Here is a 17647-nt window from a genome sequence, read left to right on the forward strand (position 1 = left end):
TATCTACCATAACCTAGGTTCCTTGAAAATGTAAGGAAAATTGCTGTTTATGTTTGGTACAATAAAAAATATATAGCGTCCAGCAATCTCCCCAATTATATTTTACAATTTGGGAAGGTGAAATTTGTAACAACAGATCCATTGGGGATTCGCATATGGGACAATTGGGTGTTTCATCAGGTCCATTACACCAATTAGGGTACCCTCCGAGCATTACGCCTTTATTTCTCAAATATGGTTTTTGCTCAATACCAACTAGCTTGCCAGCAGCTTTTTCAATTTGCTCTACCTTGTCCCAATAATCCTTTGAAACCCTATTTGTCTCAGGGTCAATCAATTTGTCTATATTATTCCAAATAATGGGTATATACAATTTTAATCCTACAAAATCAGGAAAACTGTCTTCCAAAATCGACTCTACCTGTTGCTCTTTGATCATCAACTCTTTAGGGTCACCATAATCCGGTAATGGAATTAAACAAGCATCTTCGGTCTTTAATTCTTCATATGCAAAGATTTTCCAGCCTAACGCCCCATCTGCTGCGTCATTGTCCGATGCCGATATTCGAGAATTCGCAGTATTACAAGAATGACAATAAAAAAAAGAAAAAAAATGGAACGGAGAAGTGTGTAAATATGAGGATGAATATACTTGTCCAATAAATGTCATAGGCTTGTCGCATACTTCACAAATTGGCCATTGCACACCTATTTTCCCTGTTGGTTGCCCTCCAAAACGAGTGGCCAATATATTCTTGGACCAACCTACTTGGTCCTTAGGTATTAATTTCGTTCGTTTTTTAATTAAATAATAATATTTATTTAAAAGCTCCGGCCCATCCATACTATAGGTTTATTTCTAAGCGGCAACTTACACAAGATCTTCCAGCCATATTAATTTTAGAAATTAATTTACTTTATGAAGAGATAATGATATGCAACTGTAGAACTTAATTTATTTGCGCTACTATTATAATAAAATAGGTACCTCTATGCTGGCAGGTATTAGTAAAGTTAGAATTTTACTTTATATAATCCAACCAAAGCCTATAGATCAACCCATGATCATTGCTTAAGTAAAAAAAACATTGTCGGTATTATAGAAACCTTGGAGGTACCAATACGATCAAAACCAAATTGAAACAAATAACCCCAGCGAATTACACTGGGGTTTAAGTTTGTGTCCGCTCGAGCGCAGTCGAGAACCAACTAAGACAGCTCGACTGTGCTCGATGTGACAAAAATTCTTATGCTTCTTTGTGGATTTCCACCTGGTGTGGATAAGGAATTTCGATTCCGGCTTCATCCAAGGCAATTTTGCAATTTTCATAGGTTCCAAAGTACACATCCCAATAATCTTCGGGCTTACAAAAGGGCCGTACTGCAAAGTTCACTGAACTATCGGCCAGTTCCATCACATTAACCGACGGTGCAGGTTCTTTAAGTACTTTTGGGTTGGAAGTGAGCACGTTCAACAGCACTTCTTTGGTTTTTTTGATGTCTTCGCCATAACCTACGCCAATAACGGTATCCACCCGCATTTTACCTTCGGCCGTGTAATTGATTATGTTGCCGTTGGCCATTGCTCCGTTCGGGACAATAGCCAGTTTGTTTTGTGGTGTTACCATTTTTGTTGTAAAAATTTCTATCTCCTTTACAACTCCAAGAACGCCTTGGGCCTCGATAAGGTCTCCAATACGGTAAGGTTTAAATATCATGAGAAGTACACCGCCGGCAAAATTGGACAGCGAACCTTGCAGCGCCAAACCTACGGCAAGACCTGCAGCTGCGATTACTGCAGCAAATGTGGTAACATCTACCCCTAGTCGAGAGATAACGATAATGATCAAAAATATTTTGAGCGACCAAGACAGTAGGTTCAACAAAAATTTTTGCAGGGATTCATCATATTTACTTTTGGACATTACCTTTCGGGTTCCACCGATGATTTTCTTTACCACCCACATCCCCACAATGTAGATAAGAAGTGCTGTAATTAGTTTAGGGCCGAATTCTTTGGCCAGTTCAATACCGTAGTCGAACCATTCTTGTGCTTTTTCCATGATGCTATAGTTTTGTTAGTGTTCTTGTTGTTAGACACTAAGATACTAAACTAGGTCACTTTTTTATGCATCGAATCTTTATCGTAAAAAGAAAAAGGGCGACAATTGTCGCCCTCCTTGGATTATATAATGATTGGTCTTAGCCTTTTAGAAAATCACCGATTTCACCTAGCCCTTCGCCTTTGTAATCGGATTTTTGAATGGCCTGCATTAATTGTATGATATGTGCCGGGTTCATATCCTTGCCGAGCACACGGACCAGGGCAAAGCCTTTGTCCTTACTATCTCCATAAATAATCACTTCATCAATGGCATCCTCATCTCCCAAATATTTGATAACCCCCTTGCCATACTTGGAGTTTATCTTCATGAGTTCAACAAAGTCGTCCCCTTTTAAGATTTGGCTCACTTTCTTTTTTTCGATCTCGTATTCGGCAACATTGTCCTCATTCTTTTTAAAGGCCAATAAATTGAACTTTCGCAATGATTCTATGGCCTCTTTTTGGGTCGGGGTCAGCTCCACCTCATCCATTTTGAGAATGCTTGCCGGTACATCGATGGACAAAAAATTCGGGTTTTCCGAATTGTCCACATAATACTCCTGCAAAGTGGGCTGCGACGCGCACGAAGCCAAGAACAATGCTCCGATTGCCATTATGGATTTAATTAAATGTTTCATCTTTCTATTCTTTTTTTGATTGATAGTGTCAACTGATTACCGGTTGACAATAATTAGTTGGAGGGTTTTGTATTTTGTTACAATTTCCAACCGATTATTGCCAACCGATATTCTTATCTAGTTTTTCTTTCCTGCTTCGTTAAGCTCTTCTGGCAAGTTCATTTTTTTGGTCAAAGAACTTATGTTGTTCAAATCTATATCGCCGGTTAGGGAAAGGATTACCGTTTCAAACTTTTGACCATTGGCCTCCACATTTTTCATTCCGGTAATGAACATCAGCAGCTCGCTTACATGATCGGCATCTTTACCTTCTTTAATGTAGAATTTTACATTGGCATCCTTGTCTTTGATTCGCATCAACTCCTCCATTTTTGAAGACCTTAGGTAGCTATCGACAGAAGATTTCATATCGTCGCCAATTTTCTTGTTCTCGGTGGTAAACACCTTTAAACTTTTAAGACTGCTGGCAATTTCCATAAAATCGCGTGCCTCTGGATCATCCACTTCAACATCTATTTTTGCCAATAAATTGAACATACTCTTGTTCACGATCACTGTGGTCACATCGTCCAGATCTTCAAACTTGTCAAAAACGGACTGAGAGAATCCTGCCAAAGGCAACAATGCCATTACTGTTATTAAAATATACTTTTTCATTTTTGTTACGTTTTTTAATTGTTATTGTAAATTTTTTGTTTTGCATCTTCAAACTCTTTTAAGTAGGCCACTTTTTCCGTACCTCGGTTAAAGTTCACTGCTAAGAGTTCGAGTGCTTTTTTGGTTTCCTCGTAGGCAAACTCTGCCTTTTCTTGCTCCAAACGCTTTGTTTCTTGGTACTGATTACCAAAATAGATGCCAAAGGTCAAAACTACTGCCGCTGCAACGGATAGCCACTTGTAATAGTTTACTCTAGGTTTTAATGGTACCTGCTTGGTGTACTTTTCTTCCTTGGCCATGGAAAAGTAGTTGAACATGGGCTTGTACTGCTCCAAGTGAGGTGCGACCTCCTCTTGTGAAAAATAGGCCCTAAGTGTTCTTTCTTCGTCCACTGTAGCAGTGGCCTCGAAATACTTTTCCAATATTTTTTCTATGTTACCCAATTCCATAGTTATGTTTTTTTATCAATTCTTCTCTTACTGTTTTTCTTGCCCTCGACAATGCTACGCGCACTGCTGTCGGTTTCATGTCCATGAGCTCGCATATTTCGTCGAACTCGTATTGCTCCACATCGCGTAGTTGCAATATCATTTTTTGTTGTTCTGGCAGGTCTTTTATAATTCGTTCCATCCAGTTTACACTGTCTTCGGCCTCCAATTGTTTTTGTAAGGAGGTGTTTTCATCACTGTAATTACTGTGAACCAATTTTAGGTTCCCTGCTTGCTTGGACTTTAAGCGGTCCAAACAAAAGTTTTTGGTCATGGTCATGGCAAAAGCCTCTACATTTTTGTACTTCCCCATCGACTCGTTCTTAGACCAAAGCTTCAACAAAATTTCTTGAGTGGCGTCTTCCGCTTCTTCTCGGGAGACCAATAGGCGCTTGGCGAGCCTAAAAAGTTTATCCTGAAAAGGCAAAACCACGTTTAAAAATTCTGCTTGTTTCATTTGGTTGTCTTAGTTATTTTAAGGCCTTTCTTATCGACCTACACTATCACGACGATACATATCGAATATTGTTACAAAAAATTTGCGATTTCCTCAGATAAGCCTATTTTGCAAGGTAAATTTATTTGATATAACGTTTGGTTTTACTCTTACCCACCCCAGTTTCTTAGAGTTTGGAACAAAATTTGAGTAAATTCAAAAAAAATTAAGCTATGAAAAAGTACCTCTATCTATTTTTTGGAGCAACACTCCTCTTCACCTCTTGTAGTAGTGACGACAATGAAATTAATAATGGCCCTACCCCCGACCCAGAACCCGGTGCGGATGTTACAGCACAAAATTTTATGTGGCAGGCCATGAACCTTTGGTATTTTTGGCAAGGGGATGTAGAGGATTTGGCTGATGACCGATTTTCCACAAATGCCGAGTACACTGCTTTTTTAGAGGCCAATTCAAATGCCGAAAACTTTTTTTATAGCATTTGTAACAGACATGAGGAGATTTTTGGGGATGACAACGCCATAGATCGATTTAGTTTTGCCAATGATGACTATTCGGAACTGGTAAGTGGCCTATCTGGAATATCCCAAAGTAATGGGGTCGAATTTAGATTGAGCCTGATTAGCGGCACGGAAAATGTTTTTGGCTATGTACTTTACATATGGCCGGATTCCGATGCCTCGACCAAAGATATACAACGTGGCGAGTTTTTCACCAGGGTCGATGGCACCCAACTTACCATTAACAACTACAGGAATCTTTTGTTCGGTGATAACAGCACTTACACGCTTGGAATGGCGACCGTTACCGACAATACCATCTCTGATAGCGCCAAAGAAGTAGAACTTACCAAAATAGAAAACCAAGTCGAGGACCCCATCTTGATTGCCGAAACACTGGATGTAAACGGGACCAAAGTTGCCTATTTAATGTACAACCGTTTTTTAAGCAGTTTCGATGAAGATTTGAACGCTGCCTTTGCCAAATTTGTAGCCGACGGAGCAACAGAACTTGTTTTGGACATGCGCTACAATCCGGGAGGTTCCGTAAACACATCCCGTTTACTGGCCAGTATGGTCTATGGGACCAACACAGGTGAGGTATACATAAAACAAAGGTGGAACGATAAAATACAAGTACAGTTCAGCGAAGAATTTTTAACCGATTATTTTGCAAATTCCACAGGCACCAGCGCCATTAACTCCTTAAATTTAGACCGTGTTTTTGTTATTGCCACAGGTGATTCTGCCTCGGCAAGCGAATTGGTAATGAACGGACTTGACCCTTATATCGATGTAATCCATATTGGAGAAACAACTCGTGGTAAAAATGAATTTTCAATTACCTTGGTAGATGACCCAGAAAACTCTTTTATTTATAATAGTGACCGTGAGGGCAATATCAATGCTGAAAATTCTTGGGGATTACAACCTTTGGTTGGAAGGAACGAGAATGCCGATGGGTTTTATGATTACACCAATGGTTTGGCGCCAGACATTGCCCTAGAAGAAGATTTAACCAATTTTGGAGTCTTAGGCGATGTAAACGAGCCTCTCCTGGCCCGTGCTCTACAAGAAATTACAGGTAGCTCTGCCAAAATAGACTTTACGGTGGAAATGCCCGCAGAATCTTTTACGTCATCTAGATTGGAAACTCCTATAAAGGACAATATGTATTTGGAAAAACCACTACAGTTAAACAACTAATAAAAAAGCGGCCGATCGGCCGCTTTTCTTTTTTTAAAGGTTCAGGCTGAGGCCGACCCTAAAGTTTCGTCCTCTGGTGGTGAACCCAAGCAACTCCCTATAATCCTCGTTCAACAAATTATCCGCGTTGACAAAAACATTTAATTTGTTTTTGATCAACTCATGCTGAACAGAAAGATTCAATATTGAAAACGGGTCAAGGGCTACATCGGTAAAAGTAGAAAAATCAGTATCAAAGCGCTCACCGGTATAGGCATAGCTCAAAGATGCATTGGTACTTTCACAAAACTGATACCATACAGAAACATTGGCCTTGTGCTTGGGAATACGTATGGCATTGTCGCCTTTCCGTTCCGTAAAGGTATAATTGGCATTTACACTAAAATTGCTCAAAGGCAACCAAGTTGCTTCCACTTCCACCCCGTTGGCATCAATCTCATCGGCAACATTTATCGTTGTAAAGTTAGCATCGTAACCAATGGCATTTGTTTCGTTTCTATCAAAATAAACCGTACTGATTCTTAATGTATTGTTCAATTTAAACTCCACGCCCGCCTCAATAGTGGTATTTTCTTCTGGCTCCAAGTCTGGGTTTCCACCAAAAGCACCGAACAACTGGGTCAAGTTCGGTGTAATATAAGAGGTTGCATACGATCCCATCAATTTTATATACCCTTTATTCGTATCAAATACATAAGATGGGTTCAGGTTGTACACAAAATGGTTTCCATATTCGGAGTGATTGTTCAAGCGGGCACCTGCATTCAAATTCAATCCAAAATCCGAAACATAGACCACATTGGCATAAGGATCTACAATGGTAAAATCAACCTCCTCCGCAAAAATAGCCTCGTCCTTAATATAGTTTACTCCAAGTATCGTATGGAACTGCTCTCCAAAAACATATTTATGGTACACATCCAATACCCAATTGTTGCCTTCGGTAGTGCTTTCACCAAAAGTATCGTTGGCCATGGACTCGTAATCTGTATAGGCCGCATTTAAGTGAACCGATCCTTTGCCATACTCAAATTCAGAGGAAACCCCAACCCTTTGCTGCTCGTTCTCCCCTACATTTGGAGCTTCGGCCAAAGAAGCATCATATTCATTCCTAAATTTGGTTTGATTGCCATATAGCTGAACGCCGAACCTTTCCGTAAATTGATAGCCAAACCTTACATTGGTGCTGTAATTTGAAAAAACATCCTCTTCATTTTCAGGTGTCACAGCAGCAGACAATCCACTTTTGTACCGATTGGAAAAATCCACCCCATAATTGAACTTGCCCAATGTGCCATTTACATTTGCGGAATTTTGAATGCTACCTATATTATAATTCTGGTCCTCCGCAGTTTGATTGGTCCCAACACTGGTTTCAAAATTACCGGCTATCTTCTTTTTGGAACTCTTTTTTGTTGTAATGTTGATCACCGCAGTAACTGCATTGGTTCCGTAAAGTGTGCTGGCCGCTCCTTTAATGATCTCAATGGACTCAATTGTACTGGGAGACAGCAGACGTAGATCATATTCGGCAGAAAATGTGGATGGGTCGGCCACACGAACGCCATCGATAATGATCAAGACCTGTCTGCCACGGCCACCCCGGGCGTAAACCCCTAGCACATCGCCATCCCTGCCCCGGCTACCGGCAATTTCGATACCACTTTTTGTGTTGATGATCTCGGCAACCGTTCTGCCCTGGTTTCGCTGCATTTCCTCAGCTGTGATCTTGATTACCGTTTTTCCTGAGTTTTCACGCTTCAATTCAAATTTTGAGTCGCTAACAACAACCTCGTCCAGTTGTTGAACTTTAAGTGAATCTTGCTGTATCTGTTGTGCAAAGACCCCCTGTCCCGCTAATAAAGCGGTAATTAACCATAAATGATTTTTTTTCATTTCGTTTAATTGAATAAACGGGAGAATAGTATGTGTTGCATACGTAAACCTTTATCCCGAAAGTTTAACAATGTTTGTTTGAATGTGGCAGGTCTCCTGGCTTGTGTTTTGCCTCCTACCTTCCCGCCCATTGGGCAGTGGTTTTAGAAGATGAGACAAACGCCCAATACTTACTTTTAAAAAACAGTAATTCTTGGGCACAACTTACAGTTGCGGGAACAGCTCCGGATTTGCACCGGATTCCCTTTTAATCCCACGGAAAACCGTGAGAACCAAAATTCGAGGCCAAAGCTAATCAATCTGTTTAATCTTTTTCCTCAAAAATTAAATAATCTTACTTTTGGGCCATGGCAAAACAACAATGGTCAATTCTAGTTTTAGGATTTCTTTTGATGACTTCGGTAGGTTGCAAACAGGAAAAAAAACAGCAACCTTCCCAAAATCAAGAATTAGATTCCAAAGTAAAATATGCAACCGGATTTAAAGTAACCAAAGAGACCGATCTTACAATAATAGAGGTCACCGGGGCTTGGCCCGGGGCAAAAAGTTTTAAATATGCGTTGGTCCCCAAGGAAAAATTACCGTCCATTACTCTACCAAAAGATGCATACGATGCCATTATCGCCACCCCAGTAGAAAAGGTGGTGCTCACTTCCACTACCCACATAGAACCCTTACAAAAACTAGGGGCATTAAATACCGTAATCGGCTTTCCAAATACGGACTACATTTCAACACCCGAGGCCAGAGAGCGAATTTCGGCAGGGCACATAAAGGATTTGGGAATGAATGATGTTCTCAACACAGAAATGGTATTGGCCCTAGACCCCGAACTTATTTTTGGATTTAGCATTAATGAGGAGAACAAGGCCTACGATATTTTAAAACAGGCAGGAATTCCAGTAGCCTACAATGGTGATTGGGTGGAGCATACCCCGCTCGGTAAAGCCGAATGGATCAAGTTTTTTGCTCCATTTTTCAATAAGGAAGCCCTGGGCGATAGTATTTTCACAGAAGTAGAATCATCTTACAAACAAGCAAAAGAGATTGCAAAAAAAGCAAAATCCAAACCTACCGTGCTAACCGGGGGACTTTACAAGGATGTGTGGTATGTGGCTGGGGGCCAAAGTTGGATGGCCCGCTTTATAAAAGATGCAAATGCCGATTATGCGTGGGCTTCCACACCCGAGACCGGAAGCATTGGGCTAAGTCTCGAATCGGTTTTGGAAAAAGCCCAAGATGCCGAATTTTGGTTTAACCCATCAGCACAAACCACTTACGAACAAATAAAAGCCGCAAATACACATTACGGCCGGTTTTCTGCTTTTACGAACCAAAAAGTATATTCCAATGCCATTGAAAAAGGCGAAACCGGTGGACTTATTTTTTACGAATCGGCACCTCACCGACCCGATGTGGTCTTAAAGGATTTTATTAAGATATTGCATCCGGAACTATTACCGGAACACCAGCTGCAATTTATCAAACCCATAAAATAAATGCCATTCACAAGAACATATCGCATTTCCTTTTTGCTATTGTTGGTTGCATTATTATGTTCTTCGTTGTTGAATATTAGTTCAGGATCGGTTTCCATCCCCTTTGCCGACGTGCTATCTATTTTGCTTGGAAAATTGCCAAAGACAGACTCTTGGGAATATATTATATGGAACTATCGGATTCCAAAAGCATTTACCTCCATATTGGTTGGCGCAGGATTATCCTTGAGCGGTCTTTTAATGCAAACATTGTTTAGAAATCCATTGGCCGGACCTTTTGTTTTGGGAATAAGTTCCGGGGCCAGTTTGGGTGCCGCACTACTGTTAATGGGCTCAACATTTTTAACCGGTTTTGCTACCTTTTCTTTTTTGAGCGATGTTTCCCTCGCCATCGCGGCCAGCATTGGAAGCTTTTTGGTTCTCTTTGTTGTTATGCTTGTCGCACAACGGGTAAAGGACACCATGGCTTTACTGATCATCGGTTTGATGTTCGGTAGTATTACCTCGGCCATAGTCAGTGTGCTCGCTTATTTTTCGAGCGCAGAAAATTTACAACGCTTTATTTTTTGGTCGTTCGGAAGCGTTGGGAACCTATCTATTGACCAATTATTGCTTTTAGGAACTATTGTTGCCATGGGGGTGTTGCTCAGTGTGCGCTCCATTAAATCATTGAACGCTTTTTTGCTGGGTGAAAATTATGCGCAAAGCTTAGGGGTTTCCTTGAAAAAATCACGATTGACCATCATTATCGCCACTGGTTTATTGGCCGGGGGCATCACAGCCTTTGCCGGCCCAATCGCATTTGTTGGCCTGGCCGTTCCGCACCTTACCCGTCAAATTTTTGATACCATGGAGCACAAAGTATTGATCCCGGCCGTAATGCTGTACGGGGCCATTTTAATGTTGTTGTGCGATACCTTGGCCCAATTGCCCAACTCCGCTAGTGTATTGCCCATAAACGCCATCACCTCTTTGGTCGGTGCACCGGTTGTTATTTGGATTTTGGTCCGTAAACGCAAAATGATGTTCTAATGGCTAAAGTTGACGAAAACATACTATCCATAAAGGATTTGACCATTGGATACGATTCAAGAGTCGTAGCTGAACATATCAATTTTGACTTAAAAGCTGGAATGCTCTGCGGAATTGTGGGCATAAACGGTATTGGAAAATCTACTCTACTTCGCACTTTGGGCGGGTTTCAACCCAAAATATCCGGTGATATAATTTTGAACCATAAAAACTTGAAAGATTACACCGCTTCCAATTTATCCAAAGAACTTAGTGTGGTATTGACGGAGCAACCTGCTTCTAAAAATCTGACCGTTCAAGAATTGATTGCATTGGGCCGCCAACCGTACACCAATTGGTTGGGCTCACTTACCGAACTGGACAAGGAGCAGATACGATCAAGTGTGGCCGCTTTTTTGCTGGAAGACCTTAAACACCGAAAATGCCATGAGCTCAGCGATGGCCAGATGCAGAGGGTACTGGTGGCCCGCGCCATGGCACAGGACACCTCCATAATTTTGCTTGACGAACCTACCACCCACTTAGACCTGTACCACAAAGTACAGATTCTTAAAATGCTCCAGGAATTGGCCCACAACAAACATAAAACCATCCTTTTTACAACCCATGAAATAGAATTGGCCATCCAACTGTGCGATCGAATATTAATTTTGGACGGTAAGCACCAACCCTTTGGCGACCCCTGCAAATTGATAGAAAAGCAGCACTTTGACCGTCTTTTTCCATCGGAAATGGTAAAGTTTGATGCTAAAACAGGTTCGTATAAGGTTTCAAAATAGGAACAACATTCCTGATGCACAAAACTGCTTTTTTAAATCAAAAACAGTCAATATTTATATTGTGGATTTCCTAAAAAGCCCGAATGACATTTTATCTTTGTAATCCATTATCTTTATCTTCAATAAACAATTTAATGAGCACAGTATTTATCTATTTGATTATTGGCTTAATAGCAATGGCCCTAGGCCTTTTTGTCGGTATTTATATCCAAAAACTGAAAACCAAATCGAACGAAAGTGTTTGGGGGGAGCGAGAACAACAACTAAACGCCACTATCACATCCCTAAAAGATAGAATACAGCTAAACGAGGAGGACCAAAAACAGTTGCAACGGGAAAAAGAACAGCAAAGCAATCAAATTGTTCGGTACCAAGCAGATTTGGAGAACCTTCAAATAAAGAACAAAGAGCAGAAAGAAGAAGTTGAAAAGCTACAGGAAAAATTCACAAAGGAATTCGAAAATTTGGCCAACAAAATTTTGGACGAAAAAAGTGAAAAATTTACCAAGAGCAATAAGGAGAACATAGAAAACATACTTACACCTCTCAATAAAAAGATTAAAGAGTTCGAGGAAAAAGTTGAAAAATCCCAAAAGGAAAACATTAGCATTAACTCTTCCCTAAAACAACAGTTGGAAAGTCTTCAACAACAAAACTTAAAAATTACCCAAGAAGCGGAAAACTTGACCAAAGCCTTGAAAGGCGACAGCAAAATGCAAGGTAACTGGGGCGAATTGGTATTGGAGCGCGTTTTAGAAAAATCCGGCTTGGAAAAAGATCGGGAATACAGTGTGCAACAAAGTTTTAAGCGTGAAGATGGCAGCAGGGTTATGCCCGATGTGATCATCCACTTACCTGATGGCAAAAAAATGGTGGTAGATTCCAAGGTATCGCTTACCGATTACGAACGTTTTACCAATGCAGAAGAAGAGGATAAAGCTAAATTTTTAAAAGACCACATTAATTCACTGCGCAGGCATGTGGAACAACTCTCCTCCAAAAAATACGAGGATCTCTACGAAATGGAAAGCCCTGATTTTGTTTTAATGTTCGTTCCGATAGAACCTGCATTTGCCATCGCCATTAATGAGGACAATTCTCTCTACAATAAAGCCTTTGAACAAAATATTGTTATTGTTACCCCGTCTACCCTATTGGCTACCCTTAGAACCATAGATTCGATGTGGAACAATGAAAAACAACAACGAAACGCTATGGAAATTGCTCGTCAGGCTGGAGGCCTTTACGATAAATTTGTCGGTTTGATAAATGATCTGGACTCGGTGGGAAAAAGTATTAAAAAGTCACAGGAATTTTATATTGGAGCAATGAAAAAGCTTTCTGAAGGAGATGGGAATTTGATTAGAAGAGTTGAAAGGTTAAAGAAGATGGGGGCTAAAGCCAAAAAGGATATGCCTGAAAATTATTTAAAACGCGCCCACGAAGACGATTTTGAAGAACTAAACTAGAGAACGAACCATGAAAAAATTCCTTACCATTTTTATTGCTGTCATTGTAATTGGCATATTGGGATATTTTGCATTTGTATATTACGTTCCCTATAGCGAGGGATACCGTTCCGGGGAACTGATCAAGTTCAGTAGAAAAGGTGTATTGGTAAAAACATGGGAAGGACAGATAAGCCAAGGATTATCCGGGACCAATGTATTCTCCTTTTCGGTGGAAGATGGAGAAAAAGAAATCATTGAAAAAATGAAGGAATACCAAGGACAGTATATTAAAATGACCTACAAGGAGCGCTACGCCACCTTTTTCTGGTTGGGCGACACCAAATACTTTATCACCGAGGTAAAATCCGAAAAATCACCCATTTTTAGAAATTAAAGCTATCTTTTTACGACCGCATACAAAGGAAACCAACTTATCTCTTTGAAAAAACGAGATAATTATAAACTATGAAAAAGTTCAAATCATCCAGAGAAAGTAGAGTGTCCATAACCGAACTTATGTTGCCCTCCCACTCCAACTTTGGTGGAAAAGTACACGGAGGGCACATCCTAAACCTTATGGATCAAATTGCATTTGCCTGTGCGTCCAAGCATTCACAAAGCTATTGCGTTACAGCATCGGTAAACCGGGTGGATTTTCTTAACCCGATCGAAGTTGGCGAACTGGCCACGCTAAAAGCGTCCATCAACTATACCGGTAAAACTTCAATGGTGGTGGGAGTACGTGTTGAGTCCGAAAATGTAACTACGGGAGAAGTAAAACACTGCAATTCCTCTTATTTTACCATGGTCGCCAAAGGAAAAGATGGCAAAAACAAAGCAGTGCCCGGACTTATCCTAAAAACAAAGCAGGATATACGCCGCTTTGCCCGCAGCAAGGAACGTAAACAATCAGCGTACAAACGCGATAGCAAATACGAATCCAACAACTTTAAAGTAAACGAATATTTAGAGTTTTTGGAAGGTGAAAATGTTAAGATGGATCTTGATTGAGCTTGGCCGCTGCTTCCTCGTCCAAAAACCAAACTAAATTTCCTGATGCAGGATTCACCAAAGAGGCAGGGTAAACTTCGGAGCCTTTGGTTTTTTCCACTACCACCTTCACTTTTTCGGCTTTTGATGCCCCTGTGACCAAAAAGGCCACCTCTTTGGCCGCATTGATCACCTTGCCATTTATGGATACCCGTTTTTGACCGGACTCTGGATGATTGGCAACTACACAATGGTCATCGGAATCCCAAAGTTCTATCTCGTGCGGAAATATTGATGCTGTATGCCCATCATCGCCCATGCCCAATATTACCAAATCAAATTGGGGAACCCCTTGCACCCTATCGAGATCAATTTCCAATAGATTGGCATATCGCATTGCTTCGTTTACGGGATCCTTTTCGCCCAAAATACGATTGATGTTCTCCTTGGGCACCTCTATTTTAGAGAAAAGATGCTCGACCGTCATTTTATAATTGCTCTGATCATCGGTCGGCGGCACACAACGCTCATCGCCCCAATAAAAATGTACTTTGTTCCAATCCACTGTACCTGCATATTTCCGGGCCAATAGATCAAAAACTATTTTTGGCGTACTACCGCCGGACAAGGCCACATGAAAAGCACCTGCCTCTTTCACTTTATTTACAAAATAGTCCGAAAAATTTTCGGCTACTTCCTGCTTGTCCCTATATATTTTTAACTCCATCTTAATATAGTTTTCGTTTCTCGACTTTTAGTTCGGCTACGCCCAGTATTACAATTATAACAGAGAAGTATTGACCATTGCCGATTGCTTTCTGCTTACTGTATTTAACAAATCACACAATATCCCGGGTCGTCGGCTAAATTCTCGCTAGGATTGCGCCAGTATCCTTCTTCTTCAATTAGGTCATCGGCATTTTCAGGTCCCCAGGCCCCTGCACCATATCCGTACATACGAACATCCTTGCCATTTTTCCAATAATTTAGAATCGGATCTACAAACTCCCATGCTGCTTCCACCTCATCCGCTCTGGCATACAAGGTTGCATCACCTTGCATACAATCCAGCAATAGGCGCTCATAGGCTTCCATTACATAGGTTTCGACCAAGCTGGAATAGTAAAAATCGAGATTGGCCCTTTCCACCTTGAAGCCTTGACCCGGTACCTTGACCCCGAACTTGATCAGTATTCCCTCATCTGGTTGTATCCTAACAATGAGTTTATTGTCCATTTCCTGCATTTCGGAACCTTTAAATATTTGGTGGTGCGGTTTTTTGAAATGAATAACGATTTCGGTCACCTTTGTGGGCATACGTTTGGCCGTACGCACATAAAATGGAACACCGTGCCAACGCCAGTTATCCACGTAGAATTTTACTGCGGCATAGGTTTCTGTGGTCGAATTTGGGTCCACCCCATCCTCATCACGGTACCCTTTAACGGTTTCGCCTTTAATGGTAGACCCGACATACTGGGCGCGAATGGTGTTTTCTGCCAATTCTTTTTCGTCGGTCATTATACGCAAAGACTTTAAGGCCTTTACCTTTTCGTTTCTAATCTCTTCGGCCTCAGAACCAATTGGAGGTTCCATAACCACCAAGGATACAATTTGTAGAAGATGGTTCTGGAACATATCGCGGAGCGCACCGGACTTGTCATAATATCCACCGCGTTTTTCAACGCCAACGCTTTCCGCATTGGTTATTTCGACATGTTGTATGTAGTTACGGTTCCATAAAGGTTCAAAAATACTATTGGAAAACCGTGTCACAAGTAAGTTTTGTACCGTCTCCTTGCCCAGATAATGATCTATTCTATAGATCTGATTTTCCTTAAAGTACTGGTGCAAGCCTTTGTTCAGTTTTTTTGCGGTTTCCAGACTGTAGCCAAATGGTTTTTCCACGATCAATCGTTTCCAACCATTGTTTTGGGTATTCATCCTTACTTCCGAAAGTCTATGTGCAATAGTCTCGTACAAAGTTGGCGGGGTCGAGAGGTAATATATGATGTTTCCCGAGGTATTGTGTTTTTCTTTAAGTGATTCGACACGTTTTCGCAGGTTGGAGTAGTCCGTATCATAATCATCCCCTATATCCTCATAGTAGAGTTTATCGGCAAAGCCCTTGAGTTTAGCCTCATCGATATTCTTGGTCTTTTCGGTCAAAAAAGAACTGTTGTAAACAACCCGTTCACGATAGGCTTCGTCCGAAAGATTGCTCCGGCTTACACCAAGTACCACATAGTTTTTTGGCAACTGGTCGGCCATGTATAGATTAAATAGCGATGGAATAAGTTTTCTAGCGGTCAAATCACCTGATGCCCCAAAAATCACGAGCATCTGATTCTCTGTCTTTTTCATATATTTTTTTGTTTTCTGGCGAGTATTGCATCAAAGGTTATTACCCTTTTTCAAGTTGGTATCATTATCTTTGAGCATCACGAAGATAAGGTTTATTTTAGGTTCATAATTCAATAAACATCAACCTTAGTGTTGTCTTAACAATAAAAAAGAGCAGAAAAATACATCATGGCAAATACATACGATTTTGGTCTTGTTGGCCTGGGAGTAATGGGACGTAATTTTATTCTTAATGTGGCGGATAACGGATTTACCGCATTCGGAAACGATTTAGATGAAGAAAAGGTGAACGCCCTGATAGATGAAGGTGGAGATGCGGCCAAGGTCAATGCTACCTCCGATATTAAAACCTTTGTACAATCCCTGACCATGCCTCGCAAAATTATGTTGTTGGTACCGGCAGGTAAAATTGTGGACAGTGTAATCGATGGGCTTTTGCCCCACTTGGACAAAGGTGATATTATCATTGATGGTGGAAACTCGTTCTACACCGATACGGATCGCCGTGAAGCTTATTTAAAAGAAAAAGGCATCAACTTTTTTGGAGCTGGTGTTTCGGGAGGTGCCAAAGGCGCTCGTAAAGGTCCAAGTATTATGCCAGGCGGTTCCAAGGAAGCTTACCAGCACGTAAAACCCATTTTCGAAGCTGTTTCCGCCAAATACCAAGGTGAACCCTGCGTAACTTATTTAGGTCCAAAATCTGCCGGCAACTATGTAAAAATGGTGCACAATGGCATTGAATATGGATTGATGCAGCTTACCTCGGAAATATACGATCTGCTTAAAAAGGCAGGGGGACTTTCCAACAGCGAACTGCACAACACATTTTCTCAGTGGAACAACGGAAGGTTACAATCGTTTTTGGTCGAGATCACTTCCGAAATATTTGCCCAAAAAGATGACTTGACCAACAATGATCTGGTAGACATGATTTTGGATAAGGCCAAACAAAAAGGAACGGGCAAATGGACCTCTCAAAACGCAATGGATTTGGGAATTCCCGTACCCACCATAGATATTGCCGTGAGTATGCGAGAGATTTCCGCATTAAAACCCGAACGTATCAAAGCGGACAATTTGTATGACCGTCCCACCCCAAAAGCGGTGGACAAGGATAATTTTGCGATAAAAGCGGAACAAGCTTTATATTTTGCCTTTATTATTACTTATGCTCAGGGGATGCACCAGTTATCCGATGCCTCCAAGGAATATGGTTACGAATTGGAACTGGGGGAGATCGCCAAAATATGGCGAGCCGGTTGTATTATCCGGGCCGCTTTGTTGGCGGATATTACCGAAGCCTACCAAGCCGATAAAGCGTTACAGAACCTCTTGCTCTCTCCTTCTTTTGTGGAAAAAGTGAAAAGCACTGTAGATGCCGCAAGAGAACTGGTAAGTTATGGTGCCGAGAATGGTATCCCGTTACCTGGATTATCCAACGCACTCACCTATTTCGATGCCTATACCAGTAGCCGTTTGCCATTAAATTTGATTCAGGCACAGCGCGATTATTTTGGCTCGCATACCTATGAGCGTCTGGACCGTGAGGGTATTTTCCATACAGAATGGGAAAAATAAAATGTGGG

At 41.1% G+C, this 17647-nt stretch carries 17 protein-coding genes and 1 riboswitch; of the genes, 8 read left to right on the plus strand and 9 right to left on the minus strand.

The features are described from left to right. Window positions 1-13 precede the first annotated feature (13 nt). The 6 genes from MJO53_RS01700 to MJO53_RS01725 all read right to left on the minus strand — a co-directional run bounded on the left by MJO53_RS01700 (window position 14) and on the right by MJO53_RS01725 (window position 4344). On the minus strand, window positions 14-844 hold the full coding sequence (locus tag MJO53_RS01700) for a DUF1963 domain-containing protein (RefSeq protein ID WP_252080225.1): 831 nt from the start codon (window positions 842-844) through the stop codon (window positions 14-16). Between the two features lie 403 nt (window positions 845-1247). After that, window positions 1248-2063: a mechanosensitive ion channel family protein gene (locus tag MJO53_RS01705; protein ID WP_224837779.1), complete on the minus strand. Its 816-nt coding sequence runs from the start codon at window positions 2061-2063 to the stop codon at window positions 1248-1250. Window positions 2064-2202: 139 nt separating this feature from the next. Further along, on the minus strand, window positions 2203-2742 hold the full coding sequence (locus MJO53_RS01710; RefSeq protein ID WP_224837780.1) for a DUF4252 domain-containing protein: 540 nt from the start codon (window positions 2740-2742) through the stop codon (window positions 2203-2205). 117 nt (window positions 2743-2859) lie between these two features. After that, complete coding sequence (locus MJO53_RS01715) at window positions 2860-3399, minus strand: DUF4252 domain-containing protein (RefSeq protein WP_224837781.1); 540 nt, start codon at window positions 3397-3399, stop codon at window positions 2860-2862. A gap of 14 nt (window positions 3400-3413) precedes the next feature. After that, a complete protein-coding gene (locus MJO53_RS01720; protein WP_224837782.1) occupies window positions 3414-3848 on the minus strand; it encodes a hypothetical protein in 435 nt (144 codons plus the stop codon). Then, entirely contained in the window at window positions 3835-4344 is a 510-nt protein-coding gene (locus MJO53_RS01725) for an RNA polymerase sigma factor (RefSeq protein ID WP_224837783.1), read from the minus strand. The genes MJO53_RS01720 and MJO53_RS01725 overlap by 14 nt, the downstream gene beginning before the upstream one ends. Window positions 4345-4556: 212 nt before the next feature. Here MJO53_RS01725 and MJO53_RS01730 point away from each other — a divergent pair, with 212 nt between their 5' ends. After that, complete coding sequence (locus tag MJO53_RS01730; protein WP_252080226.1) at window positions 4557-6050, plus strand: S41 family peptidase; 1494 nt, start codon at window positions 4557-4559, stop codon at window positions 6048-6050. Between the two features lie 33 nt (window positions 6051-6083). Here MJO53_RS01730 and MJO53_RS01735 read toward each other — a convergent pair whose 3' ends face one another. Further along, on the minus strand, window positions 6084-7946 hold the full coding sequence (locus MJO53_RS01735) for a TonB-dependent receptor plug domain-containing protein (protein ID WP_252080227.1): 1863 nt from the start codon (window positions 7944-7946) through the stop codon (window positions 6084-6086). Between the two features lie 68 nt (window positions 7947-8014). Further along, window positions 8015-8238: riboswitch (cobalamin riboswitch) on the minus strand. Window positions 8239-8293: 55 nt separating this feature from the next. On the opposite strand from MJO53_RS01735, the gene MJO53_RS01740 reads away from it, so the two are divergent. The 6 genes from MJO53_RS01740 (at window position 8294) to MJO53_RS01765 (ending at window position 13718) form a co-directional block, all read left to right on the plus strand. Beyond that, entirely contained in the window at window positions 8294-9445 is a 1152-nt protein-coding gene (locus tag MJO53_RS01740; protein ID WP_252080228.1) for an ABC transporter substrate-binding protein, read from the plus strand. After that, window positions 9446-10477: a FecCD family ABC transporter permease gene (locus tag MJO53_RS01745; RefSeq protein WP_252080229.1), complete on the plus strand. Its 1032-nt coding sequence runs from the start codon at window positions 9446-9448 to the stop codon at window positions 10475-10477. After that, complete coding sequence (locus MJO53_RS01750) at window positions 10477-11256, plus strand: ABC transporter ATP-binding protein (RefSeq protein WP_252080230.1); 780 nt, start codon at window positions 10477-10479, stop codon at window positions 11254-11256. Before MJO53_RS01745 ends, MJO53_RS01750 begins: the two co-directional genes overlap by 1 nt. A gap of 134 nt (window positions 11257-11390) precedes the next feature. Beyond that, window positions 11391-12725: a DNA recombination protein RmuC gene (gene rmuC / locus MJO53_RS01755; protein ID WP_252080231.1), complete on the plus strand. Its 1335-nt coding sequence runs from the start codon at window positions 11391-11393 to the stop codon at window positions 12723-12725. Window positions 12726-12735: 10 nt separating this feature from the next. Continuing rightward, entirely contained in the window at window positions 12736-13101 is a 366-nt protein-coding gene (locus MJO53_RS01760) for a 6-phosphogluconate dehydrogenase (RefSeq protein ID WP_252080233.1), read from the plus strand. 71 nt (window positions 13102-13172) lie between these two features. Beyond that, window positions 13173-13718, plus strand: a complete 546-nt coding sequence (locus MJO53_RS01765; protein ID WP_224837791.1) for an acyl-CoA thioesterase — start codon at window positions 13173-13175, stop codon at window positions 13716-13718. On the opposite strand, the gene pgl is transcribed toward MJO53_RS01765, so the two are convergent. Together pgl and zwf are read right to left on the minus strand one after the other, a co-directional pair. Next, window positions 13699-14424 (minus strand): 6-phosphogluconolactonase, encoded by a 726-nt coding sequence (gene pgl, locus MJO53_RS01770; protein ID WP_252080234.1) that lies wholly within the window; start codon window positions 14422-14424, stop codon window positions 13699-13701. The two genes, MJO53_RS01765 and pgl, sit on opposite strands and share 20 nt — an antisense overlap. Window positions 14425-14528: 104 nt before the next feature. Next, window positions 14529-16061, minus strand: a complete 1533-nt coding sequence (gene zwf / locus MJO53_RS01775; protein ID WP_252080241.1) for a glucose-6-phosphate dehydrogenase — start codon at window positions 16059-16061, stop codon at window positions 14529-14531. A gap of 168 nt (window positions 16062-16229) precedes the next feature. Here zwf and gndA point away from each other — a divergent pair, with 168 nt between their 5' ends. Then, entirely contained in the window at window positions 16230-17639 is a 1410-nt protein-coding gene (gene gndA, locus MJO53_RS01780) for an NADP-dependent phosphogluconate dehydrogenase (RefSeq protein WP_252080243.1), read from the plus strand. Window positions 17640-17647: the final 8 nt, after the last annotated feature.

This window comes from Flagellimonas marinaquae (assembly GCF_023716465.1).
GTDB lineage: Bacteria > Bacteroidota > Bacteroidia > Flavobacteriales > Flavobacteriaceae > Flagellimonas > Flagellimonas alginolytica.